We start from the raw sequence: 23,595 nt of genomic DNA on the forward strand, positions 1-23,595 counted from the left end.
CTTCCTTGGGGCTCAAGGCTCGGACTGCTCGCCGATATCTTCGTTCCAGAGCTGGGGGTGGTCCTCGATGAATCTGCGCATCAGGCCGGTGCAGGTGGCGTCATGCAGCACCTGCAGGTTCACGCCACGGCTCTGCAGCAGGGCCTCCTCGCCCAGGAAGGTGTGGTGCTCGCCGATCACCACCTGCTTGATGCCGTACAGCAGGATGGCGCCGCTGCACATGGCGCAGGGTGACAGGGTGGTATAGAGGGTGGCGTCGGCGTACACGCTGGCGGGCTGGCGCCCGGCATCTTCGAGCGCGCTCATTTCACCATGCAGTATCGCGCTGCCCTGTTGCACCCGGCGGTTGTGGCCGCGTCCGATGATCCTGCCCTGGTGCACGATCACCGAGCCGATGGGAATGCCACCTTCTGCCAGGCTCTTCCGCGCTTCGTCGATGGCGGCCTGCATGAACGGATCGGTGTGTGTGGACATGATGGCGGTGACTCCTGTGACAGCGGCTGTATGGGTGGAAACTAGCACAACGCCCTGGGCGATGGCGGGTTTTGCGGCCGCGACTATGCTCTATAGGTTTGCTTCGCCCCACCCCTCCCCGCGCCCGATCACCAGAGGAACGCTGCAATGAGCAAGAAAGTACTGGTAGTGCTGACCAATACCGCCAGGTATCCGAGCCTCAAGCGCGCCACCGGGCTGTGGCTGGGCGAAGCCGTGCACTTCGTTGCGGTGATCGAGAAGGCCGGCTACAAGGTGGACTATGTGAGCCCTGCCGGCGGCTACGTGCCGATCGACCCGCACAGCCTGAGCATGGCCCCGGACCTGGATTGGCAGTGGTACGACGACAAGGCGTTCATGAACCGCCTGGGCGCCACCCTGGCCCCTGACCAGGTCAAGGCGCAGGACTACCACGCGATCTATTTCACCGGCGGCCACGGGGTGATCTGGGACTTCCCCGACAACACGGCATTGCAGGGCCTGGCGCGCCAGATCTTCGAGGCCGGCGGCGTGGTGGCCTCGGTGTGCCATGGCGCGGTCGGCCTGCTCAACATCAAGCTCAGTGACAACACCCTGCTGCTCAAGGACCGCGAGGTTACCGGGTTCTCCAACGTCGAGGAACAACTGGCCGAACTGGACAAGGTGGTGCCGTTTCTGACCGAGAACGAACTGGCCGCGCGCGGTGGCCTGTACAGCAAGGCCGAGGACCCCTGGCAGGAATACGTGGTGCGCGACCAGCGCGAGGGGCGCCTGATCACCGGGCAGAACCCCGCCTCCTCGGCCGCTGTCGCACGCCAGGTGCTGGCAGTACTGGCCGCATCGAAGGCAGGCTAGCCCCCCGGAGCGTCGACGAATAGCACGGCCAATGTCGTCGCGTCTTACAAGGGCAAACTACGCCCCTCACTTATGCTGAACGGCATCCGCTCAAGATGCCCGCGCGCCCCTGCGGCCCGCTCTGTCAACATAGGTGAATCATGCCCCGTCACAAATTTCGCGCTGGCCGTGTGCTGCTGGAACTGCTGGTCATCCTGTTGATCGGCCTGACCCCTGTGGGGTGCGGCCTGTTGATCATGAGCTGGCAGGTGGAAAAGATGCTGGCCGAGTCGACCCTGGTCTCGATCCAGCACACCCAGCAGGACATCGATCGCATCCTCGACTCGCTGCACAATGCCAGCAACAAGGTGCTCAACCTGGCGGACTTCCCCTGCCCGCGGGCCCTGCCCAGCCTGCGTACCGAAGTGGTGATGCGCCCCGAGCTGCGCTCGCTGGTGCTGGTGCGCGAGAACCGGGCCTACTGCAGCACGGTGCACGGCGAGTACCAACTGCTGGTCGACCCGGGCAGCTTCTTCAACCAGCGCCTGCGCCTGGAGCCGGGCAACGATGTGACCCCGGACTCGGCCATCCTGTATTACCGCCTGCAGGAGTACCCGCTCGGCGTGCTGGCCCTGGTCGACGCCAAGACCCTGCAAGCCACGATGCAGCGGGTAAAGGCCAGCGCCAACCTGGTGCTGCAGTTCGGTGACGATTACCTGTGGAGCGAGGGCAGCACCTTCGACGACGTGCTGCCCGATCACTCCGAACAGCATGTCCGCGTGCTGTCCGCCAGTTACGGGTACACCATCCATGGCGGCTACCCGGACGGCCATATCTGGCAGGCGATGCTGTCCAACGCCCAGGCCATCATCCCGTCGTTGCTGCTGGTGGGTGTCATGACCTCGGCAGCGGTGTACTGGACGCTGTTTCGCAACCGCCGCGCGCCGTCGGTCCGTCGTTACGGTTGAGGCCGGCGCAGGCACAAAAAAAGGCCATCGAGGCATGCTCGATGGCCTTTTTGCATACGCGCCGCGTTTACTCGGCGGTCAGTACACCGCGGCGAACCTGGTCGCGCTCGATGGATTCGAACAGGGCCTTGAAGTTACCCTCGCCGAAGCCGTCGTCACCCTTGCGCTGGATGAACTCGAAGAACACCGGGCCCATCAGGGTTTCGGAGAAGATCTGCAGCAGCAGGCGCTTGTCGCCCGCCTCGGACGAGCCGTCCAGCAGAATGCCCCGCGACTGCAGCTCGCCCACCGGCTCGCCGTGGTTCGGCAGACGGCCTTCGAGCATTTCGTAGTAGGTGTCCGGCGGCGCGGTCATGAAACGCATGCCGAGCTTTTTCAGCGCGTCCCAGCTCTTGATCAGGTCGTCGGTGAGGAAGGCGACGTGCTGGATGCCCTCGCCGTTGAACTGCATCAGGAACTCTTCGATCTGGCCGGCGCCCTTGGAGGACTCCTCGTTCAGCGGGATACGGATCATCGCGTCGGGGGCGGTCATGGCCTTGGAGGTCAGGCCGGTGTACTCACCCTTGATGTCGAAGTAGCGGATCTCGCGGAAGTTGAACAGCTTCTCGTAGAAGCCGGCCCAGTAGGCCATGCGCCCGCGATACACGTTGTGGGTCAGGTGGTCGATGATCTTGAGGCCGGCGCCGACCGGGTTGCGGTCCACGCCTTCGATCCACTTGAAGTCGATGTCGTAGATCGAGCTGCCTTCCTCGAAACGGTCGATCAGGTACAGCGGCGCGCCGCCGATACCCTTGATCGCCGGCAGGCGCAGTTCCATCGGCCCGGTCTCGATCTCGACCGGCTGGGCACCCAGCTCCAGGGCACGGGCATAGGCTTCATGGGCATTGCGCACACGGAAGGCCATGCCGCACACCGACGGACCATGCTCGGCGGCAAAATAGGACGCCACGCTCTTGGGTTCGTTGTTCAGGATCAGGTTGATGCCGCCCTGACGGTACAGGTGCACGTCCTTGGAGCGGTGGCTGGCAACCTTGGTGAAGCCCATGATCTGGAAGATCGGCTCCAGGGTACCCGGGACAGGTGCGGCCAGTTCAATGAACTCGAAGCCCATCAGGCCCATCGGGTTTTCGAAGATATCTGCCATGTTCGTTTCCTCATCATCAAAGCGTTCAAATCACAGGGGTAGCTTGCTGTCGATGTGGAGCGAACGTGGCGGCGCGCAGGAGATGCCCCTCACACTGCGGGCGAGGTAGTCACCATAAATCAGTTTGAACCCATGACACTTCATATGGGACCTATTCTCGGCCGTCTGATCCTCCAGTGGCGAAGGACCTTATTATTGTATGCGTAACGCGATTCTACAGGGCGTAAGAAAAATTGTAAGTACTTTAGTGCCCGGGCCTGCCGACAGCGGCAGCCTCCCCTGCAGTACATCAGGCTGACGCCTCAGCTGTATACGGGCCGATGAACGGCTATGCTGTGCGCTCAGGGGTACCAGGGAAACCCTGCCCTTGAAATCATCCGCGCTCATCCCGCACAGGTAGACACCATGCCCCTCACGAAAAAACGCCCCGGTCGCTGGACCCTGCGAGCCCTGCTGCCATGGCTGGTGGGGGCGATACCGGTGGTGTCCGGCGTGCTGATCATGCACTGGCAGGCCCAGCGTGAGCTCGAGGCCAGGGCCGTGAACACGGCCGCCCTGGTCACCGGGCACTTCGAACGCATCCTCGACAACATCGCCGGCGCCGCCCAGGCCCTGCTGCCCCTGACCCGCCAACCCTGCGCAGAGGCCACGCTGGCCCTGCGCGAACAGGTGACACGCGGCTCGTTCGTGCGCTCCAGCAACCTGTTTCGTGACAATGACCTGTACTGCAGTTCGCTGTTTGGCAACTTCAGCGAGCCGGTGGATGCCAAGGACTATGTCGATGGCAGCCTGTGGTTGATGAACGGCAACTCGGTGACGCCCGGCCATGCACTGCTGGCCTACCGGCTCAGCAAGGGCAACGACGGCGCCATCACCACCGTCGATGGCGACCACCTGAGCAGCGCCCTGGAGCTGCTCGACCAGGGCACCACCCTGGTGCTGCAGGTAGGCCCCAACTGGATGGGCGAAGACGGCGTGGTGCACCAGGGCCCGCCCCCGGTGTTTGCCGTGGCGCCGACGCAGCAGGCCTCGCAGCGCTATCGTTTTTCGGTGCACAGCGGTTATGCCGCTGGCGAGCCCTGGCGCCTGATGCGCGCCGAGTACCCGGGGCTGTTCGGCCTGGTGACCCTGCTGGGCGTGATGGCCGGCGCGGCCTGCCGCTGGCAGCTGCGCAGGGCCAGTTCGCCACGGGTGGAGCTGCAACGGGCACTGGAGGCCGACGAGTTCATCCCGTACTTCCAGCCGGTGGTGCGCGAGGGAGACTACCGCTGGGCCGGCGCCGAGGTGCTGATGCGCTGGCAGCACCCGCGCGAAGGCATGGTGCGCCCTGACCTGTTCATTCCCTATGCCGAGCACAGCGGCCAGATCGTGCCCATGACCCGGCGCCTGATGCAGCGCGTGGCCGAAGGCCTGGCGCCCCACGCCCAGAGCTTTGGCGACGGCTTTCATGTGGGCATCAACATCACTGCCGATCACTGCCAGGACATGGCCCTGTATGACGACTGCCGCGATTTTCTCGCCGCCTTCCCGCCTGGCCGGGTGATCCTGACCCTGGAGCTGACCGAGCGCAAGCTGGTGGTACCCAGCGACACCACCGAGCAGCTGTTCGCAAGGCTGCAGGCCCTGGGGGTGATGATCGCCATCGATGACTTCGGCACCGGCCAGTCGAGCCTGGGCTACCTGCGCCAGTTCAAGGTCGACTACCTGAAGATCGACCAGAGCTTCGTGGCCATGATCGGCGTCGATGCCCTGTCGCTGCATATCCTGGACAGCATCATCGAGCTGTCGGGCAAGCTGGGCCTGGGCATTGTCGCCGAGGGTGTGGAGACCATCGCCCAGCGCGACTACCTGGCCCGGCACCGGGTGGACTTCCAGCAGGGCTACCTGTTCGCCCGGCCGATGCCGTTGGCCGAGTTCGTGGCTGCATTGGGCACACAGCCGGTTGCCCAGGTGACGCGCCCCTGAGATCATGCGCGCTCACCACTTCCCTACCCCTTCGTGCTCCCGAGGCCCCCTTGTCCAGAGGCATCGTTTCATCGGTCATGGCGTCGTGTCTGTTCGCCCTGATGTACTACTACACCTCCCTGCTCACCCCCCTCGACGGCGAGGAAATCTTCGGTTGGCGCATGCTGCTGACCCTGCCGTGCATCACGCTGTTCATGCTGCTGTCCAAGGACTGGCCACTGGCAATCGGCGTACTGCAGCGCATCCGGCGCAACCCGCTGCTGTTGCTGGGGCTGGTGGGTACCTCGACATTGATGGGGCTGCAGCTGTGGGTGTTCCTGTGGGCACCGCTGCACGGGCGCAGCATGGAGGTGTCGCTGGGGTACTTCCTGCTGCCGCTGACCATGGTGCTGACCGGGCGGGTGGTGTACGGCGAGCGCCTGTCACGCCTGCAGAAGGTCGCCGTGGCCTGCGCCGTGGTGGGGGTGGGGCATGAATTGATACGCCATGGCTCGTTCGCCTGGGAAACCCTGCTGGTGGCCGGCGGCTACCCGTTCTACTTCATCTTGCGGCGCAAGTTGCGCACCGATCACCTGGGCGGGCTGTGGGCCGACATGTGCCTGATGATGCCGCCCTCGGTGTACTTCATCGTGCAGGGCCCGCTGAGCGCAGCCGACCTGCTGGCCCACCCGCAGCTCTATGTGCTGATCCCGATCCTGGGCGTGATCAGCGCCCTGGCGCTGGTCACCTACGTGATGGCCAGTCGTCTGCTGGCGTTCAGCCTGTTCGGCCTGCTCAGCTATGTGGAACCGGTGCTGCTGGTGGCGGTGGCCCTGATCCTGGGCGAGAGCATCGCCCCGGATCAGTGGCTGACCTACCTGCCGATCTGGCTGGCAGTGGTGGTGCTGGTGCTCGAGGGGGTCAGGCACCTGCTACGTCAGCGGCGGCGTTCGGTGTAAGCCGTACCTGCCGCACCCGGCGCTCCTGCACGGCCTCGACGGTCATCAGCCAGTCGCCCCAGGTCAGTTGATCGCCCACCCGCGGCAGGCGGTCGAGCAGGCTCATGACCAGGCCGGCGAGGGTCTGGTAGTCCTCGGTGGGCTTGGCCGCAAAGCCGATCTGCGCCTGGATCTGGCGCAGGTTCAGCGCGCCGTTGACCAGGTAGCCGTCCGGCGCCTGCACGATGCCCGGCCCTTCGACTTCACTGGCATCGGGCAGCTCGCCGGCGATGGACTCGAGGATGTCGGTCATGGTCAGCACGCCGGTGAAGTCGCCGAATTCGTTGACCACGAAGGCGATGTGGGTCGACTGGCTGCGCATCTGCTCCAGCGCGTTGAGGATGCTGAAACTCTCCAGCAGGTTCAGCGGCGTGCGCGCCAGGCGCTCCAGGTCCGGCTCGTGACCGGCCAGCAGCTCCCTGAGCAGCTCCTTCTTGTGCACGAAGCCCAGCGGCTCCTCCACCCGCCCCTGGCGAATCAGCGGCAGGCGCGAGTAGGACGAATGCATCAGCGCGGTACGGATCGCCTCCGGCGGTTGCGCCAGGTCGATGAAGTCGACTTTGGCGCGCACCGTCATCAGCGTTCTGATGGGGCGTTCGGCCAGGTTCAGCACGCCGCTGATCATCACCCGTTCGCGGCGGTCGAACAGCACCTGTTCATCGCCATCCTCGACCAGGTCGGCGATGTCCTCACCCACCTCGTCGGCCTGCAACCGGCGCCCACCCAGCATGCGCATCACCGCGTGGGCGGTGCGCTCGCGCAATGGCCGGTGCTGTTGCAGGCTGCGCTTGCGCCGGGCGCGGGCCAGCTGGTTGAACAGCTCGATCAGGATCGAGAAGCCGATTGCCGCGTACAGGTACCCCTTGGGTATATGAAAGCCCAGGCCCTCGGCGGTGAGGCTGAAGCCGATCATCATCAGAAAGCCCAGGCACAGCATGATCACCGTGGGGTGGGCGTTGACGAAGCGGGTCAGCGGCTTGCTCGCGACGATCATGATGCCGATGGAGAAGATCACCGCGATCATCATGATCGACAGGTGCTCGACCATGCCCACGGCGGTAATCACCGCGTCCAGCGAGAACACTGCATCGAGTACCACGATCTGCGCCACGATCGGCCAGAACGCCGAATGGCGCGCCGGGCCCTGATGGTGGGCGACATGCCCTTCGAGACGCTCGTGCAACTCCATGGTGGCCTTGAACAGCAGGAACACACCGCCGAACAGCATGATCAGGTCACGGCCCGAGAAGCTTTTGTCGAACACCTCGAACAGCGGCGCGGTCAGCGTCACCATCCACGAGATGCTGGCCAGCAGGCCCAGGCGCATGATCAGCGCCAGCGACAGGCCGATCACCCGCGCGCGGTCGCGCTGATGGGGCGGCAGCTTGTCGGCGAGAATCGCGATGAACACCAGGTTGTCGATACCCAGTACCAGCTCGAGCACGATCAGCGTGGCAAGGCCCAGCCAGGCCGTGGGGTCGGCTAGCCATTCCATGGGCAGGTACTCAGGCGGGAAACGTCACGGGGACGGGAAAGGGAGGATGGCCAGGACGGCCGGGTACTGGGAGGCTCCGAGAACGAAGTCATATCAACCTTGGGTCAATTAGGGACGGTGATCCTACAATTTCAGCTGACTTTTCTCACAGCGTGAAATTATTTCAATCTGTGGCAAAACACCCGCTGCGGCACAGGGCAATTTCCTTCAATACCCCACCGACCTTCCCGCCTACCCTCGCTGCACCCTCCCCCTCAAGGATCTGCCGCATGAGCCTCAGCCTTTCCATGGCCGCCTTCGCCCTGGCCGCCTCCATTTCCCCTGGCCCGGTCAACATCGTTGCCCTGGGCGCCGGCGCACGGCATGGCTTGCGCCCGGCCATGCGCCACGTTACCGGCGCCACCCTGGGGTTCATCCTGCTGCTGGTACTGATCGGCCTGGGCCTGCACGAGGTGCTGCGCCACTGGCCAGGCCTTGCCGTTGCCCTGCACTGGGCCGGGGTGCTGTTTCTGCTGTACATGGCATGGAAACTGGCCCGCGACGACGGCGCGCTCGGTGAAGGGCGTGATACCCACGCACCCAGCCTGCTGCGCGGCGCTGCCATGCAATGGCTCAACCCCAAGGCCTGGCTGGCCTGCGTGGCGGGCATCGGCGCCTTCGTGGGCCAGGGCGAAACCGCCCTGCTGGGCCAGTTCAGCCTGATCTACCTGGTGATCTGCTACCTCTCGCTGGGCTGCTGGGCACTGGCCGGCAGCCTGATCCGCAGCTACCTCGACAACCCGCGGCGCCTGCGCCTGTTCAATCGCAGCCTGGCCGCCCTGCTGGTGCTGAGTGCGCTGTACCTGATGCAGGGGTCTGTATGAAAAAGACGAAGGTCAGGCTGTTTTCAACGCAGCATCACCGAGTATCAAGGCTTTTCGTACAGCGCCTAGGCTGAGCGGTAATGCCCGGGCGTCGCAGCCAGGTGCTGCTTGAATGCCCGTTGCAGATGCGCCTGGTCGGCAAACCCGGCCTCCAGCGCCACCTCGGCGATCAGCCGGCCCTGGCGCAACTGGGCGCGGGCGTACTGCACGCGGCAGTCCAGCACAAAGCCGTGCGGGGTCAGGCCGTAATGCTGCTTGAAGGTGCGGATCAGATACGAGGTGGACAAGCCGGCCGCCTGGCTGATGTCTTCGAGCTTGAGCGGTTCGGTGCAATGTGCGCGAATGAATGCCGCCGCCCGCTCCAGGCGCGCATCCGGCCTGGCCAGCGGCGGTGGCGCTGCCTCCAGCTGCTGGCGCAGGTCGCCGAAGAACGCTTCGGCAGCCGCCGCCTTGCACGCCGCGCCACGCTGGTTGTCGATGAGCACGTCGTACAACTGCAACAGGGCCTCGAACAGGGCCGGGGCGGTACTCAGGGTGGCAGCGACCGGTGCGAAGCCAAGCCGGGTCAGCCACGGCATGTCCACGTACAACATCAGGTACGACCACGGCTGGTCGGCGATCGGGTTGCAGGCGTGCACCACACCGGGGTTCATCATCACCACCGTGCCGGTCTCGACCTCGCGCCAGGTGTGCCCGCTGAGGTAGGAGCTACGCCCGGCAGTGATCGCACCGATGGAGAACCCGGCATGGGAATGGCGCGCATAGCAGACCTTGCGACCGTCTGCGACCCCGCGCGCCTCGATGAAGGGCAACGCCGGGTCACGCCAGAAATACGAGGTGGTGGTCATCGCGTGCGGGCCTGTGGGCAGTGGAACAACGCGCACTCTATCAGGCTTCAAGGCGTGCCACTGCCCCTTGCGCACCGCTCGTCGCCGCTTGCGCGCCCTGATAAGCTGCCGCGCAGACCGTTCAAGGAAGACCCGCATGAACAGCAAGCACTTCACCGAAACCAGCAAATTTCTCAGCTACGTGCTGCGTCACGCCCCCGAATCCATCGATCTGCAACTGGACAGCGAAGGCTGGGGCGATGTCGATGCACTGATTGCCGGCGCCGCTCGCCAGGGCCGCGCGCTGGACCTGGCGCACCTGCAGGCGGTGGTGGCCAGCAGCGACAAGAAACGCTTCGGCCTGTCGGACGATGGCCGCAGGATTCGCGCCGTACAGGGGCACTCGACAGCGACGGTCGAGCTCCAGTACGCGCCCAAGGCGCCGCCTGCAGAGCTGTACCACGGTACGGCAACGCGCTTTCTCGACTCGATTGCCCAACAGGGCCTGATCGCCGGCAACCGTCACCACGTGCACCTGTCCCACGACCCTGCCACGGCCATTGCGGTCGGCCAGCGTTACGGCTCACCGGTAATGCTGCACATCGATGCAGCGGCAATGCACGCCCAGGGCCTGGCGTTCTTCCAGGCCGACAATGGCGTATGGCTGACGGCCCACGTGCCGGTGGCGTTCATTCGACAGCCCGGTTAAACCGGCGAATCGACGTCGTGCACCACCACCAGCAACTGCGCCTGCACCGCCCCGACCGAGCGTAGCCGGTGCGGTGTCTGGGCATTAAAGTGCAGCGCATCGCCGCGCTCGAGCAACACCCGCTCGTGCATGAAGTCCACTTCCACCTGCCCTTCGTGCACGAACAGGAACTCTTCGCCAAGGTGCTCCTTGAACGTCGAGTCGCTGAAGTCCGCCGGCGGGCAGATGATGAACGGCAGCAGGCTGCGCTGGCCGATATGCTGGGCCAGCACCGCGTAGCCCGGCCCTTCGGCGCTGCCGGACAACGCCTGGCGTTCACCCCGGCGTACCAGGCTGTAGCGCGCCTGCGCAGGTTGGTCTTCGGCGAACAGTTCTTCCACGTTCACGTTCAACGCCCGCGCCAGTTTCAGCGCCGCCGCAATCGAAGGCGTGTTCAGACCCCGCTCCACCTTGGACAGGTAGCTCTTGGTCATGGCCGTTTTCTCGGCCAGCGTCTCAAGCGTCAGCCCAAGTTTTTTTCTTAATACTTTCAATCGGATAGACATTTAACGCCGCTATTCCCGGTGCAATGGGCAACCTTTCCCTTGCCAATGACACTTTGTGTCATATAGCCTTGTTTGTGTCATGAGGTTGACCACCCCGCTCACCTTCCAAGCAACCGGGGCGGGCCAGCCCTGACGTCCGATCCGCCACCGAGGAAACCCCAATGGCCAAGACATTAGCACTCCCCAAGGACCAACTGGTCAAGCAGGCCCTGGAACAGATGCAGGGCTCGCTTGCCGATAATACGTGGACTGTGCGTGAAAAGCTGGCGCTGACCTGTCGAATCCTGTTCGACAACGGCCACGACTCCGGCCTGGCCGGGCAGATCAGTGCCCGCGGCCCGCAACCGGGCACCTTCTACACCCAGCAACTGGGGCTGGGCTTCGATGAAATCACCGCCAGCAACCTGCTATTGGTCAACGAGGACCTGGAGGTGCTCGAAGGCAGCGGCATGCCCAACCCGGCCAACCGCTTTCACAGCTGGGTGTACCGCGCACGCCCGGATGTGAACTGCATCATCCACACCCACCCGACCCACATCGCCGCGCTGTCGATGCTCGAGGTACCGTTGCAGGTGTCGCACATGGACCTCTGCCCGCTGTACGAGGACTGCGCGTTTCTCGAAGGCTGGCCCGGGGTGCCGGTGGGCAACGAGGAAGGCGAGCTGATCAGCGCGGCGCTGGGCGACAAGCGCGCCATCCTGCTCTCGCACCACGGCCAGCTGTCGACCGGCGCCAGCATCGAGGAAGCCTGTGTGATCGCGCAGTTGATCGAGCGCGCGGCGCGCCTGCAGTTGCTGGCGATGTCAGCCGGCCAGATCAAGCCCATCGAGCCGGTGCTGGGGCGCGAAGCGCACGACTGGATCGCCCGCCCCAAGCGCCACGGCGCGGCGTTCGCCTACTATGCCCGGCAGTGCCTGCGTCAGCATGCCGATTGCCTGAACTGAACCTGTTTTCTGCGGAGTGTTTTTCATGTCCACGACTTTTCACGGCATCATCGGCTACACCATCACCCCGTTCAGCGCCGACGGCACCCAGCTCGACCTGACGGCCCTGGGCCGCTCCATCGATCGGCTGATCGAAGGTGGGGTACAGGCCATCGCACCCCTGGGCAGCACGGGCGAAGGCGCCTACCTGAGCGACCGCGAGTGGGACCAGGTGGCCGAGTTCAGCCTGGCGCACATTGGCGGGCGGGTACCGACCATTGTCAGCGTCTCGGACCTGACCACCGCCAGCGCCATGCGCCGCGCGCGCTTTGCCGAGGCCCATGGGGCAGATGCGGTGATGGTATTGCCGGCGGCCTACTGGAAGCTGAGCGAGGCCGAGATCCTGCAGCACTACCAGAGCATCGGCGACTGCATCGGCGTGCCGATCATGCTCTACAACAACCCGGCCACCAGCGGCACCGACCTGTCGGTGGAGCTGATCATGCGCATCGTGCGCCAGGTCGAGAACGTGACCATGGTCAAGGAGAGTACCGGCGACATCCAGCGCATGCACAAACTGCAGCAGTTGGGCGAAGGCCAGGTGCCGTTCTACAACGGCTGCAACCCGTTGGCCCTGGAAGCGTTCGTGGCCGGTGCCACGGGCTGGTGCACGGCGGCAGCCAACCTGATTCCGGCGCTCAACCAGCAGCTGTACCAGGCCGTGCTGGGTAACGACCTTGAGGCGGCGCGGGCGCTGTTCTACCGGCAGTTGCCATTGCTGGAGTTCATCCTCAAGGGCGGCTTGCCGGCGACGGTGAAGGCAGGGTTGGCGTTGACCGGGCTGGAGGTGGGCGAGCCGCGCAGGCCGGTGTTCGGGCTGGATGACGCCGGGCGTGAGCGGTTGCGCGGGTTGCTCGAACAGATGGGGTAAGGCCTTCTCACGGCCTCGGCGCACGGTATCGCCACGGCCAACAGGGCATGCATCGTCAGCCCTGTTGGCTCGGCTTCAGGGCGCTACAACCGCCAATCCAGGCTCACCGTCAGCGTGCGCGGATCACCCCAGTACACCCCGTTGTAGAACCCCACGTTGTTGTAGTACCTGGTATCCAGCAGGTTCTTCACGTTCAAGGACGCCGACAGGTGTTCGTCGAACTCGTAACGGGACATCAACCCCACCACCGTGTAGGACCGCTGGCGAATGTCAGCCGGCGCCGTGATGATCCGGCCATCGCTGCCTCGCCCCACCGGACGATTGCCGCTGCGGTAGATGTCGCTCTGCCAATCCACCGACCCACCCACGGTCAACCTGTCCATCACCCTGTAGGTGCTGTTCCAGCGCACCATGTTCAACGGCTGGGTGGTGTTGCGCCGCTTGTGCTCGGCATCCAGCGAGTGGGTGTAGCTGTAGCCCAGGGTCATGTTCCACCCCGCCATCACCTCGCCAGCGACCTCCGCCTCGAAGCCCTCCACGGTATTGCCCTTGCCGCCGGACTTGTAATACTGCTCGCCGTTGGGCCCTACCGGAATGGAATCGTCCACCTCGGCCACGTTGTCCTGCTTGCTGCGAAACACCGCCGTCGACAGGTTCAGACGCTCGTCCAGCAGGCTGCCCTTCAGGCCCACCTCGTAGTTGCTGCCCACCACCGGTTCCAGGTACTTGTCGTCGACATCCTTGTAGTTCTGCGGCTTGAAGATGTCGGTATAGCTGGCGTACACGGTGTAGTGGTCGGTGATGTCGTACAGAACGCCCGCATAGGGTGTCCACACGTCATTGTGGGTGCGGCTGGAGCGCGGGTTCTCCACCACCTGCCCCGCCGCATCGAATGCCCATGAGCGCCCCGTGACCTTCCAGCTGCCGTAGCGGCTGCCCAGCACCAGGTGCAGTGCATCGGTCACGTTCAGCCGGGTGGCGACATAGCCGGCCTTCTGCTGCGTGGTATCGCGCGAACCATCCAGGTTGGTCACGGTATCGGCGAACTTGTCTACCCCGCCCAGGTACTTCCAGTCGGGGATAGTCGTGTAGCCGGGCGGCAGGTCCAGGGGCCGCTTGAGCGGCGCGCTGTTGCGCCGCTGCGACTCGCCATAGCCGATCATGAATTCGTGCTCGCGCCCCAGCAGCGCAAAGGGCCCGCCCAGGTTGAGGTCGGCGGCGCTCATTTTCTCGTCGCCGATGAAGTGGCTGACCCAGGCATTCATGCCGCTGCGGTCGGCCTCGGGGAAGCCCTGGCCACCGAAGTACACCTTGCCGTCGGTTTCGCTCTGGCGGTAGGTGTAGGCGGCCTTGAGGTGCCAGTCGCCGCCCAGGCGCTGGTCGAGGGTGGCGAACACGGTCTCGTCCTTGAGCGGCCATGAACTCCACGGCGCCGAGATGTTGTTCGAACGCGGCAGCTTGGCCTTGCCACCGGAGGCGTTCCAGTACGGCACGGTGCCCCACGAGGCACCCTGTACATGCTTGTTCTGGTAGTCGTACCCCACCGCCAGCACGGTGTCGTCGCTCAGGTCGCCCTCGAGAATGCCGTAGGCCACCTCGCGCTGGGTCTGGTAGCGGTCGCGAAACGAATGGGCATCGCGGTAGGCCAGCACGCTGCGCCCGCGCAGACGGCCGTCGAAGGCCAGCGGCCCGCCCACGTCGACATAGCTGTAGTAGTTGTCGTAGCTGCCGCCACGCAGGCCGGTTTTCACCGCCAGTTCATGGGTGGGGCGCTTGCGCATCATGTTGATGGTGCCCGACGGGTCGCCGGCGCCGGTGGTCAGCCCGGTGGCGCCACGCACCACTTCGATGCGGTCGTAGATGATGGTGTCCGAGTCGGACTTGAGCCCCGCGAAGGTGTTGAGCATGCCGTCGATCTGGAAGTTGTCGATGGCATAGCCGCGCGAGTTGTAGGTGGGGCGCTCGGAGTCGTTGCGCTGCACCACCACGCCCGTCACCTGGCCCATGGCTTCGGAGAGGTTGTCGAGCTGGAAGTCGTCCAGCTGCTGGCGGGTCAGCACCGACATCGACTGCGGGGTGTCCTTGATCGACAGGTTCAGGCGGGTGGCGGTGCTCATGCTGCCGGTGGTGTAGGCCCCGGTGTTTTCGGTGGTGCTGCCCAGGCCCTGGGCACTCACGTTGGTCGAACCCAGCTCCAGCGCCTGGGGGGCGGCGTCGGGCAGGGGTTCGTTGTCAGCCAGTGCGACGGCGCTGCAGGCGGTGCCGCACAGGCCCAGTGTCAACGTCATGGAACGGGTAATCGGCGCGAACATCGCGGCCTTCTCCTTGTTTTACGACGGGAAATTCCGTTTAGAAGTACACAGCGGGACATCATCGGATCACCCTTAATACGAATGCTTATCGATTTAATTTAGACATGAAAAAGGCGATCCGAAGATCGCCTTTTTTACCCGCCGGATGCGCTACGGCATCACAGGTGGCGTGTACTGCAACGTGGTGCCCAGCGCCCAGAGCAAGAACAGCACCAGCGGCACGTGCACCAGCAACTGCACGAACGAGAAGCCGATCAGGTCGCGCGCCTTGAGCCCCAGCACGCCCAGCAGCGGCAGCATATAGAACGGGTTGATCAGGTTGGGCAGCGCCTCGGCGGCGTTGTAGATCTGCACCGCCCAGCCCAGGTGGTACTGCAGGTCGTTGGCCACCAGCATCACGTAGGGCGCCTCGATGATCCACTTGCCGCCACCGGAGGGAATGAAGAAGCCCAGCACCGCAGAGTACACGCCCATCAGCAAGGCGTAGGTGTCATGCGAGGCGATCTGCACGAAGAAGGTGGAGATATGGTGCGCCAGGGTTTGCGCGTCCACGCCCTTGACCTGGGTGAGGATGGCCGCGATCGAGCCGTACAGCGGGAACTGGATCAGTACCCCGGTGGTGGTCGGCACCGCACGGCCCACCGCATCCAGGAAGCTGCGCGGGCGCCAGTGCAGCAAGGCGCCGAGCATAATGAACAGAAAGTTGTAGGTATTGAGCCCCGAGATCGCGGTGATGGCCGGCTTGGTCGAGAACTCGTGGTACAGCCAGCCAGCCGCCAGGGCCACCAGCAGCAGGGTCAGCACCGGGCTGTATTCCAGCCATTCACCTGGGCGCGTGCGCTGCGCCGGTGGTGGTGCGCTGAAGCTGGGGTCGATGCCACAGGCCTGAGCATCGCGGGCACTCTGCGGGCCGGGTGCAGTGGCGTAGGCCACGATCAGCGACACGATGACCAGCGCCGCCAGCATCACGCCCGACTGCCAGAGGAAGATGGTTTCGGTGAACGGGATCACCCCGGTGATCGCCAGGATCGACGGCGGCAGGCTCGCCGGGTTGGCTTGCAGCTGCGCGGCCGACGAGGACAGGCCCAGGGCCCATACGGCGCCCAGGCCCAGGTAGGCGGCGGCACCGGCGGCGCGGTAGTCCATCTTCAGGTCGGTACGGCGCGCCAGGGCGCGTACCAGCAGGCCGCCGAACACCAGCGACAGGCCCCAGTTGAGCAACGAGGCGACCATCGATATCAGCGCCACCCAGCACACGGCCGAACGGCCGTTCTTCGGAATGCGCGCCAGGCGGTCGATGAGTTTCACCGCCGGCGGCGAGCTGGCCACCACATAGCCGCCGATGACCACGAAGGCCATCTGCATGGTGAAGGGGATCAGGCTCCAGAACCCGTCACCGAAGGCGGTGGCGGTATCGAGGGGTTTGGCGCCCATGGCCAGGGCGGCCAGTGACACCAGCACCACGGCCAGGGCGGCGAACACCCAGGAGTCGGGGAACCAGCGTTCGGCCCAGTTGGAGCAACGCAGGGCAAAGCGGGCGGAGCGGCTGTCTTGGAGTTCGGCGGCCACGGGATTTTCCTTCTTATTGATTTTTTTTGAACGGCTGAAGACCCCTTCGCCGGCAAGGCCGGCTCCTGCACAGGAATGCGTGGTTCCCTGCAGGAGCCGGCCTTGCCGGCGAAGAGGCCAGCACAGGCAAGGCGGTTATCAGCCTAGAACGTCATCTCTTTCACATCATCGGCCACGATCAGCTTGCCGGCGGTCTTGGCGACGATCTCTTCCACGCTCACCCCCGGCGCTGTCTCGCGCAGGATGAACGCGCCATTCTCGATCTCAAGATAGGCCAGGTCGGTCAGCACCTTGCGGATGCAGCCGGCACCGGTCAGCGGCAGGCTGCAGCGCGACAGCAGCTTGGACTCGCCGTCCTTGGAGGCATGGGTCATGGTGACGATGATGTTCTCGGCACCAGCCACCAGGTCCATCGCCCCGCCCATGCCCTTGACCAGTTTGCCCGGGATCATCCAGGAGGCGATGTTGCCCTCCACGTCCACCTCGAACGCCCCCAGCACAGTGAGGTCGACGTGACCGCCACGGATCATCGCGAAAGACTCGGCCGAGTTGAAGATCGACGCGCCGGTGCGGGCGGTCACGGTCTGCTTGCCGGCGTTGATCATGTCGGCGTCCAGCTGCGCTTCGGTGGGGAATTCCCCCATGCCCAGCAGGCCGTTCTCCGATTGCAGCATCACGTCCATATCCGCCGGGACGTAGTTGGCCACCAGGGTCGGGATGCCGATGCCAAGGTTGACGTAGTAGCCGTCCTTGAGTTCACGGGCTACACGTTGTGCCATTTGTTCGCGGGTAAGTGCCATGCTCAGGTTCTCTTTGTTGTTCTGCGCGGGGTCGGGTCAGGCTTTGACGGTGCGTTTTTCGATACGCTTCTCGAACGTGCCGACGATGACCCGGTCGACGTAGATGCCCGGGGTATGGATCTCGGTAGGCAGCAGCACGCCTGGCTCGACGATCTCCTCGACCTCCACCACGGTGATCTTGCCGGCGGTGGCGGCCAGCGGGTTGAAGTTCTGCGCGGTGTTGCGGTACACCACGTTGCCGTAGTGGTCGGCCTTCCAGCCCTTGACGATGGCGAAGTCACCGGTGATGGCTTCTTCGAGGATGTACTTGCGCCCGTTGAATTCGCGCACTTCCTTGCCTTCGGCCACCGGGGTGCCGTAGCCGGTGGCGGTGAAGAAGGCCGGGATGCCGGCGCCGCCGGCGCGCATCTTCTCGGCCAGGGTGCCTTGCGGGGTAAGTTCCACTTCCAGCTCGCCGCTGAGCAGCTGACGTTCGAACTCGGCGTTTTCGCCCACATACGAGGCGACCATCTTGCGGATCTGGTGGTCTTCGAGCAGCACGCCCAGGCCGAAGCCGTCGACGCCGCAGTTGTTGGACACCACGGTCAGGCCGCGCACGCCACGGCGCTTGATCTCGGCAATGAGGTTTTCAGGGATGCCGCACAGGCCGAAGCCGCCTGCCAGTACGGTCATGTTGTCGGCAAGGCCTTCGAGGGCCTCTTCATAGGTCGCTACGCGCTTGTCCAGTCCGGCCATGCTGATTCGCCTTTTGTAGTTGTAGAACCGACGAGGGTCGTCGGAGAGCGTCTGGGGCCATCTTCACCCTTGGCCACTCATTTGTTAATTTTGTTTTTTTGATGGATTGATTGGTTATTCAAATCAATGTCGATGCGGGTAGGCTTGACCCGCCACAAAACCCTAAAGGACAGTAGACCACCCTCCCCACTTTGCAGGAGCCTTCCATGCGTACGCTCGAACTCGGCGACTCCACCGTACCCGTCATCTGCCAGGGCACCTGGTACATGGGCGAAGACCCCGGCCAGCAGAAAGCCGAGGTCGCCGCCCTGCAGCACGGCATCGACCTGGGCCTGACGTTGATCGACACCGCCGAAATGTATGCCGAGGGCGGCGCCGAGCGGGTGGTGGGCCAGGCCATCCAGGGGCGTCGCGAGCAGGTCTGCGTGGTCAGCAAGGTGTACCCGCACAACGCCAGCCGCAGCGGCATCCCCGCCGCCTGCGAGCGCAGCCTGCAGCGCCTGGGCACCGACCATATCGACCTGTACCTGCTGCACTGGCGCGGCCAGTACCCGCTGGAGGAAACCGTCGAAGCCTTCGAGCGCCTGCGCGAGGCCGGCAAGATCCGGCGCTGGGGCGTGTCCAACTTCGATACCGATGACCTGCGCGAGCTGGACAACCCGGCCTGCGCCACCAACCAGGTGCTGTACAACCCCGAGCAGCGCGGCATCGAGTTCGACCTGCTGCCCTACAGCCACAAGCGCCACTTGCCAACCATGGCCTACTGCCCGCTGGCCCAGGCCGGACGCCTGCTCAAAAACGCGACCCTCAACCAGATCGCCGAACGCCATGGCGCCACCGCGGCCCAGGTGGCACTGGCCTGGGTAACCCGAGAAGACGGCGTGATCGCGATCCCCAAGGCGGTGGACAAACGCCATGTGCAGCTCAATGCCGCCGCGGCCAGCCTGACCTTGAGCAGCGAAGACCTGCGCGCCATCGACCGCGCCTTCCCGCCGCCCACCCGCAAGCAGCGCCTGGCGATGGTGTGATCAGCGAAAGTCGCGGCTGCGCACATCCAGCCCGTGCAACAGCGGGCTGAGGTCTTCCAGGCGCTTCGCGATCAGGTGGCGCACGCCGTCGGCGCATTCGAGCGTACCCATCACCCGCAGCAGCTGCGAGCCCACCAGCACCCGGCGCTGACGCTCGGCCAGCTCGCGCCACACCACCACGTTGACCATGCCGAACTCATCCTCCAGGGTCACGAAGGTCACGCCGCTGGCAGTGCCTGGCCGTTGGCGCCCGGTGACCAGCCCCGCCACGCTCACCGCATCGCCGTGTTCGGCCCACTCCAGGGCCTGCGAACTGCGACAGCCCAGGCCATTCAGGCGTCGGCGCAGCAGGCTCAGCGGGTGCGGGCCCAATGTGGTGCCGACGCTGGCATAGTCGGCAAACAGGTCCTCGCCCACGCTGGGCACCGGCAGGTTCACCGGCGCTTCACGGGGCGGCTCCACCCCGGCGAACAGCGGCAGTTGCGCCTGCACCGCCGCCACTTCCCAACGCGCCTGATAACGGTGCCCGGCCAGGGCGCCCAGGGCCCCGGCATCGGCCAGCAGCGCCCGCGCCCGCGCATCCAGGCCGGCACGCAGGCACAGGTCGGCCACATCGCCGAACGCCCGTTGCGCCCTGGCCTGTGCCAGGCGCAGGGCATCGTCCTGGCGAAAGCCGCGCACCTGGCGCAGGCCAAGGCGCAGCGCCAGTTCATCGCCGCCCACCGGCTCCAGGCTGCAGTCCCACTGGCTGTGCTGCACATCCACCGGGCGAATCTGGATGCGGTGGCGGCGTGCGTCCTGCAGGATCTGGTCCGGGCTGTAGAAGCCCATCGGCCAGCTGTTGATCAGCGCACAGGCGAAGATCGCCGGCTCGTGGCACTTGAGCCAGCAACTGGCGTAGGTCAGCAAGGCAAAGCTGGCCGCGTGGGACTCGGGGAACCCGTAGCTGCCAAAGCCCTTGATCTGCTCGAAGATGCGCTCGGCGAACTCGACGCTGTAGCCGTTGTTCAGCATGCCCCGGGTCAGCCGCTCGCGGTGTGGCTCCAGCCCGCCGTGACGTTTCCAGGCGGCCATCGAACGGCGCAACTGGTCGGCCTCGCCCGCCGTATAGTCGGCGGCCACCATGGCCAGCTCCATCACCTGTTCCTGAAACAGCGGCACGCCCAGGGTGCGCTCGAACACCTTCTTCAGCGCATCCGACGGGTAGGTCACCTGCTCCTGCTTGTTACGCCGGCGCAGGTACGGGTGCACCATGTCGCCCTGGATCGGCCCGGGGCGCACGATGGCCACCTCGATCACCAGGTCGTAGAACTCGCGTGGCTTGAGCCGCGGCAGCATGGCCATCTGCGCCCGTGACTCGATCTGGAACACCCCCACGGTATCGGCACGGCCGATCATGTCGTAGGTGGGGACATCGTCCGGCGGCAGGGTCGCGATGGTCAGCTCGCGCCCGCGGTGGTAGCGCACCAGGTCGAAGCAGCGGCGCAAGGCGCTGAGCATGCCCAGGGCCAGGATATCGACCTTGAGCAGGCCGACCATGTCCAGGTCGTCCTTGTCCCACTGGATCACCGTGCGTTCGTCCATGGCGGCGTTTTCCACCGGCACCAGGGTGTCCAGTGGCTGCTCGGAAATCACGAAGCCACCAGGGTGCTGCGACAGGTGCCGGGGGAAGCCGATCAGCTCGCCGGTCAAGGTCAGCACCCGGTGCAGCAGCGGGCTGTCGGGGTCGAAACCGGCTTCGCGCAACCGCTCCGGCGGCGGGATGCGGTCGGTCCAGCGCCCGCAGCAATCGGCCAGGGCGTTGATCTGGTCGGGCGGCAGCCCCAGCACCCGGGCAATGTCGCGCACCGCCCCGGCGGCATGGTAGGTGCTGGCCACGGCCGTCAGGGCGGCGCGGTGGCGGCCATAGCGGTTGAACACGTATTGCAGCACCTCTTCGCGCCGTTCGTGCTCGAAGTCCACGTCGATGTCCGGCGGCTCGTCGCGCTCACGCGATAAAAAGCGCTCGAACAGCAGGTGCGTGCGGGTCGGGTCCAGCTCGGTGATGCCCAGCACGAAGCACACCACCGAGTTGGCTGCCGAGCCCCGGCCCTGGCACAGGATGCCCTGGCCACGGGCAAAATGAACGATGTCGTAGACGGTCAGGAAGTAGCTCTCGTAGCCCAGCTCGGCGATCAGCGCCAGTTCGTGTTCGAGGGTCTGGCGCACGGCCGGCTCGATTCCCCCCGGCCAGCGCCACGGCACCTGGCGTTCGCACAGCGTGCGCAGCCAGCCGGTCGGCGTGTACCCCTCGGGCACCACTTCGCGCGGGTACTGGTAGCGCAACTGGCCGAGGTCGAAGGTGCAGCGCCGGGCAATCTCCAGGGTGGCCTCAAGCAGGTGGGCCGGGTACAGCTCGGCCAGCTGCGCCAGGGGCCGCAGGTGCCGCTCGCCATTGGCGAACAGGTGCTGCCCGGCACCGGCCACGGTGCTGTGATGGCGCAGCGCGCTCATGCAGTCCTGCAGCGCGCGCCGCCCACGCGCATGCATGTGCACGTCGCCACAGGCCACGGCGCGCAGGTTCAGGCTCGCGGCCAACCCCTGCAGTTGTTGCAGGCGCTGATGGTCGTCGGCACCGCGATGCAGTTGCACCGCCAACCACAGGCGCTCGCCGAACACCTCGCGCAGCCACAGGTCGGGGCCGGCCTGCAACGGCTCGTCCGGGACCCACAGCGCCAGCAGGCCGTGCAGCGGGCCGGCGAAGTCTTCGCGCAGCAGCTGGTATTCGCCCTTTTTCGCCCGGCGCCGGGCCAGGGTGATGAGCCGGCACAGGTGCTGGTAGCCGCTCAGGTTTTCGACCAGCAGCACCAGCCTGGGGCCGTCGTGCACCCGCACCTCGCTGCCGACGATCAGCTTGAGGCCCGTCTCCCTGGCCGCCTGCCAGGCCCGCACGATACCGGCCAGGGTGCATTCGTCGGTGATCGCCAGGGCCTGGTAGCCCTGCTGGTGCGCCCGCTCGAACAGCTCGCGGGCACTCGAGGCCCCGCGCTGGAAGGTGAAGTTCGACAGGCAGTGCAGCTCGGCATAGCCCACGCTCATGCGAACCAGCCCTGCAGCCACAACGGCCCGCCTTCGCCCAGTGGCCGGTAGGCCCAGCCGCGCTGGCCAGCCGGGGTTTCGACCAGGTAGTAGTCACGCCGCACATCGCCGCCATCCCACCAGCCGGATTCGATCCGCTCGGGCCCGGCCAGCAGGCGCAGGCCCTCGGGCGCCAAGGCCTGCGGCTCGGCCAGCAGCCAGCCCGGGCGCGGCGGCCCGCCCGGCGCACGGGCCAGCGGCGGGGCGCCGCCTGCCGCCTGCCAGGCGCACTCGGGGCGGTGGTCGGCAAAAGCCTGCACAGCCCGCACGCTCTCATCGCCCAGGCGTGCACGCAAACGCTCGCGCAACTGCTCCCAGCCCTGTTGCTGCTGGGGCCGCGCATTGAACAGCTCGCCCGGTTGCGGCACGAACGCCGGCAGGTCGTCGGCCACCAGGCGCACGCTGCGCACCGGTGCGGGCAGGCTCAACTGCTCCAGGCGCCCGCGTGCCAGCTCGAACAGCATGCCCGCCTCGCGTTCGGCGGCCAGCAGGCCGACCACCACCGGCGTGGCGACGCCCCGGGCATGTTCCAGGTGCAGGGTAAAACGCTGCACGCCGCCGTCACGGCTGGCCAGGAACGCCGCCAGGTCGGCAATCAGCCGGCGCAACGGAAACAACAGCGCCTGGTGCGACTCCACATCGAAGTTGAGTTCCAGGCGCGCCTCGAACCGGTCCGGCGGCCGGTAGCACGCCAGCGCCATGGGGCGCAGGCCCAGCAGGCGATCCAGGTGCACCTGCACGCTGGCGGCAAAACGCCTGGCCAGGGTGTCGCGCGGCAACCCCAGCACCTGCCCAAGGTCGCGCAGGCCCATGCGCGACAAGGCCGTGGCGGCCTCCACCGGCAGGCCGATGCGGTCCACGGGCATCTGCGCAAGGGCGGCGCGGGTGGCCTGGGGGTCGTTCAGTGCCAGCCCGTCATGGGCGTTGGCCAGCATGCGCGCCGCCACCGGGTTGCTGGCCAGCACGATGCGATGACGCAGCCCCAGCTCGCCCAGCTCCTTGCGCAGGCGGGCCTCGAACAGCGGCCAGGGCCCGAACAGGCCCAGGCTGGATTCGACTTCGAGCAACACGGTGCGTGGGTAATGCAGGCTGACCTGCGAACTGAACTGGTAGGCCCAGGCGGCCAGCAATTGCTGCAACTGCTCGACCGCCGCCGGGTCATGCTCGACGCAGGTAAAACTGCTGGCCAGCGCCTGCGCGGTGCTCAGGCTCTGCCCGGCGCGCAGCCCCAGGGCCCGGGCCGCCGGGTTGACCGCCTGCAACACGCGCCGCTGCGCCGGGCCGCTGAGCAGCACCAGCGGCGCCTGGGGGTCGTCGCGACCGCGCAGCACGCTGTCGAGTGCCAGTTGCGGCAGCAGGATGCAGGCCCACAGCATCGCCCA

Annotated in this window: 20 protein-coding genes; 9 read left to right on the top strand and 11 right to left on the bottom strand. The window is 65.8% G+C overall.

Annotation, left to right across the window (positions count from 1 at the left end; translation table 11 throughout):
• Positions 1-12 precede the first annotated feature (12 nt).
• Complete coding sequence (locus LOY33_RS14445; protein WP_238596426.1) at positions 13-474, bottom strand: nucleoside deaminase; 462 nt, start codon at positions 472-474, stop codon at positions 13-15.
• Positions 475-621: 147 nt separating this feature from the next.
• Between LOY33_RS14445 and LOY33_RS14450 the strand changes: the two genes are divergently transcribed.
• Both LOY33_RS14450 and LOY33_RS14455 read left to right on the top strand, forming a co-directional pair.
• Positions 622-1,326, top strand: coding sequence for a type 1 glutamine amidotransferase domain-containing protein (locus LOY33_RS14450; RefSeq protein WP_078480157.1), 705 nt, complete (start codon positions 622-624; stop codon positions 1,324-1,326).
• A 140-nt stretch (positions 1,327-1,466) separates the two neighbouring features.
• Complete coding sequence (locus LOY33_RS14455) at positions 1,467-2,273, top strand: CSS-motif domain-containing protein (RefSeq protein ID WP_043862927.1); 807 nt, start codon at positions 1,467-1,469, stop codon at positions 2,271-2,273.
• A 67-nt stretch (positions 2,274-2,340) separates the two neighbouring features.
• On the opposite strand, the gene hppD is transcribed toward LOY33_RS14455, so the two are convergent.
• A complete protein-coding gene (gene hppD, locus LOY33_RS14460; protein ID WP_054915379.1) occupies positions 2,341-3,417 on the bottom strand; it encodes a 4-hydroxyphenylpyruvate dioxygenase in 1,077 nt (358 codons plus the stop codon).
• A 405-nt stretch (positions 3,418-3,822) separates the two neighbouring features.
• Here hppD and LOY33_RS14465 point away from each other — a divergent pair, with 405 nt between their 5' ends.
• Both LOY33_RS14465 and rarD read left to right on the top strand, forming a co-directional pair.
• Positions 3,823-5,382 (top strand): EAL domain-containing protein, encoded by a 1,560-nt coding sequence (locus LOY33_RS14465; RefSeq protein WP_408980652.1) that lies wholly within the window; start codon positions 3,823-3,825, stop codon positions 5,380-5,382.
• A gap of 50 nt (positions 5,383-5,432) precedes the next feature.
• Entirely contained in the window at positions 5,433-6,320 is an 888-nt protein-coding gene (gene rarD / locus LOY33_RS14470) for an EamA family transporter RarD (RefSeq protein ID WP_043862930.1), read from the top strand.
• Here the strand turns inward: rarD and LOY33_RS14475 are convergent.
• A complete protein-coding gene (locus LOY33_RS14475; protein WP_058540673.1) occupies positions 6,283-7,854 on the bottom strand; it encodes a TerC family protein in 1,572 nt (523 codons plus the stop codon). The two genes, rarD and LOY33_RS14475, sit on opposite strands and share 38 nt — an antisense overlap.
• Before the next feature lie 269 nt (positions 7,855-8,123).
• On the opposite strand from LOY33_RS14475, the gene LOY33_RS14480 reads away from it, so the two are divergent.
• Positions 8,124-8,717 (top strand): LysE family translocator, encoded by a 594-nt coding sequence (locus LOY33_RS14480; RefSeq protein WP_058540672.1) that lies wholly within the window; start codon positions 8,124-8,126, stop codon positions 8,715-8,717.
• Between the two features lie 65 nt (positions 8,718-8,782).
• Here LOY33_RS14480 and LOY33_RS14485 read toward each other — a convergent pair whose 3' ends face one another.
• On the bottom strand, positions 8,783-9,565 hold the full coding sequence (locus tag LOY33_RS14485; protein WP_088515382.1) for an AraC family transcriptional regulator: 783 nt from the start codon (positions 9,563-9,565) through the stop codon (positions 8,783-8,785).
• Between the two features lie 136 nt (positions 9,566-9,701).
• On the opposite strand from LOY33_RS14485, the gene LOY33_RS14490 reads away from it, so the two are divergent.
• The gene (locus tag LOY33_RS14490; RefSeq protein ID WP_258659133.1) at positions 9,702-10,253 is read left to right on the top strand and encodes an RNA 2'-phosphotransferase; all 552 of its coding nucleotides are present in this window, start codon (positions 9,702-9,704) and stop codon (positions 10,251-10,253) included.
• Here LOY33_RS14490 and LOY33_RS14495 read toward each other — a convergent pair.
• Positions 10,250-10,798, bottom strand: coding sequence for a helix-turn-helix domain-containing protein (locus tag LOY33_RS14495; protein ID WP_258659135.1), 549 nt, complete (start codon positions 10,796-10,798; stop codon positions 10,250-10,252). The two genes, LOY33_RS14490 and LOY33_RS14495, sit on opposite strands and share 4 nt — an antisense overlap.
• 161 nt (positions 10,799-10,959) lie before the next feature.
• Between LOY33_RS14495 and LOY33_RS14500 the strand changes: the two genes are divergently transcribed.
• Entirely contained in the window at positions 10,960-11,742 is a 783-nt protein-coding gene (locus LOY33_RS14500; RefSeq protein ID WP_043862936.1) for an aldolase, read from the top strand.
• Positions 11,743-11,767: 25 nt separating this feature from the next.
• Positions 11,768-12,652, top strand: coding sequence for a dihydrodipicolinate synthase family protein (locus LOY33_RS14505; protein WP_043862937.1), 885 nt, complete (start codon positions 11,768-11,770; stop codon positions 12,650-12,652).
• An 83-nt stretch (positions 12,653-12,735) separates the two neighbouring features.
• Here LOY33_RS14505 and LOY33_RS14510 read toward each other — a convergent pair whose 3' ends face one another.
• The 4 genes from LOY33_RS14510 to LOY33_RS14525 all read right to left on the bottom strand — a co-directional run bounded on the left by LOY33_RS14510 (position 12,736) and on the right by LOY33_RS14525 (position 18,068).
• Entirely contained in the window at positions 12,736-14,964 is a 2,229-nt protein-coding gene (locus tag LOY33_RS14510) for a TonB-dependent siderophore receptor (RefSeq protein ID WP_236176894.1), read from the bottom strand.
• 150 nt (positions 14,965-15,114) lie between these two features.
• Positions 15,115-16,533 carry a short-chain fatty acid transporter gene (locus tag LOY33_RS14515; RefSeq protein WP_043862939.1) on the bottom strand — a complete coding sequence of 473 codons (1,419 nt, stop codon included), beginning with the start codon at positions 16,531-16,533 and terminating at the stop codon, positions 15,115-15,117.
• Between the two features lie 143 nt (positions 16,534-16,676).
• Positions 16,677-17,333: a CoA transferase subunit B gene (locus LOY33_RS14520; protein ID WP_054915387.1), complete on the bottom strand. Its 657-nt coding sequence runs from the start codon at positions 17,331-17,333 to the stop codon at positions 16,677-16,679.
• A gap of 36 nt (positions 17,334-17,369) precedes the next feature.
• The gene (locus LOY33_RS14525) at positions 17,370-18,068 is read right to left on the bottom strand and encodes a CoA transferase subunit A (protein WP_043862941.1); all 699 of its coding nucleotides are present in this window, start codon (positions 18,066-18,068) and stop codon (positions 17,370-17,372) included.
• Between the two features lie 206 nt (positions 18,069-18,274).
• Here LOY33_RS14525 and LOY33_RS14530 point away from each other — a divergent pair, with 206 nt between their 5' ends.
• The gene (locus tag LOY33_RS14530) at positions 18,275-19,096 is read left to right on the top strand and encodes an aldo/keto reductase (protein WP_258659145.1); all 822 of its coding nucleotides are present in this window, start codon (positions 18,275-18,277) and stop codon (positions 19,094-19,096) included.
• Here LOY33_RS14530 and LOY33_RS14535 read toward each other — a convergent pair whose 3' ends face one another.
• Both LOY33_RS14535 and LOY33_RS14540 read right to left on the bottom strand, forming a co-directional pair.
• A complete protein-coding gene (locus LOY33_RS14535; protein WP_258659147.1) occupies positions 19,097-22,195 on the bottom strand; it encodes an error-prone DNA polymerase in 3,099 nt (1,032 codons plus the stop codon).
• Positions 22,171-23,589, bottom strand: a complete 1,419-nt coding sequence (locus tag LOY33_RS14540) for a DNA polymerase Y family protein (protein ID WP_078480165.1) — start codon at positions 23,587-23,589, stop codon at positions 22,171-22,173. Before LOY33_RS14540 ends, LOY33_RS14535 begins: the two co-directional genes overlap by 25 nt.
• Positions 23,590-23,595 lie beyond the last annotated feature (6 nt).

Origin of the sequence: Pseudomonas sp. B21-036 (assembly GCF_024748925.1) — a bacterium.
Lineage (GTDB): Bacteria > Pseudomonadota > Gammaproteobacteria > Pseudomonadales > Pseudomonadaceae > Aquipseudomonas > Aquipseudomonas palmensis.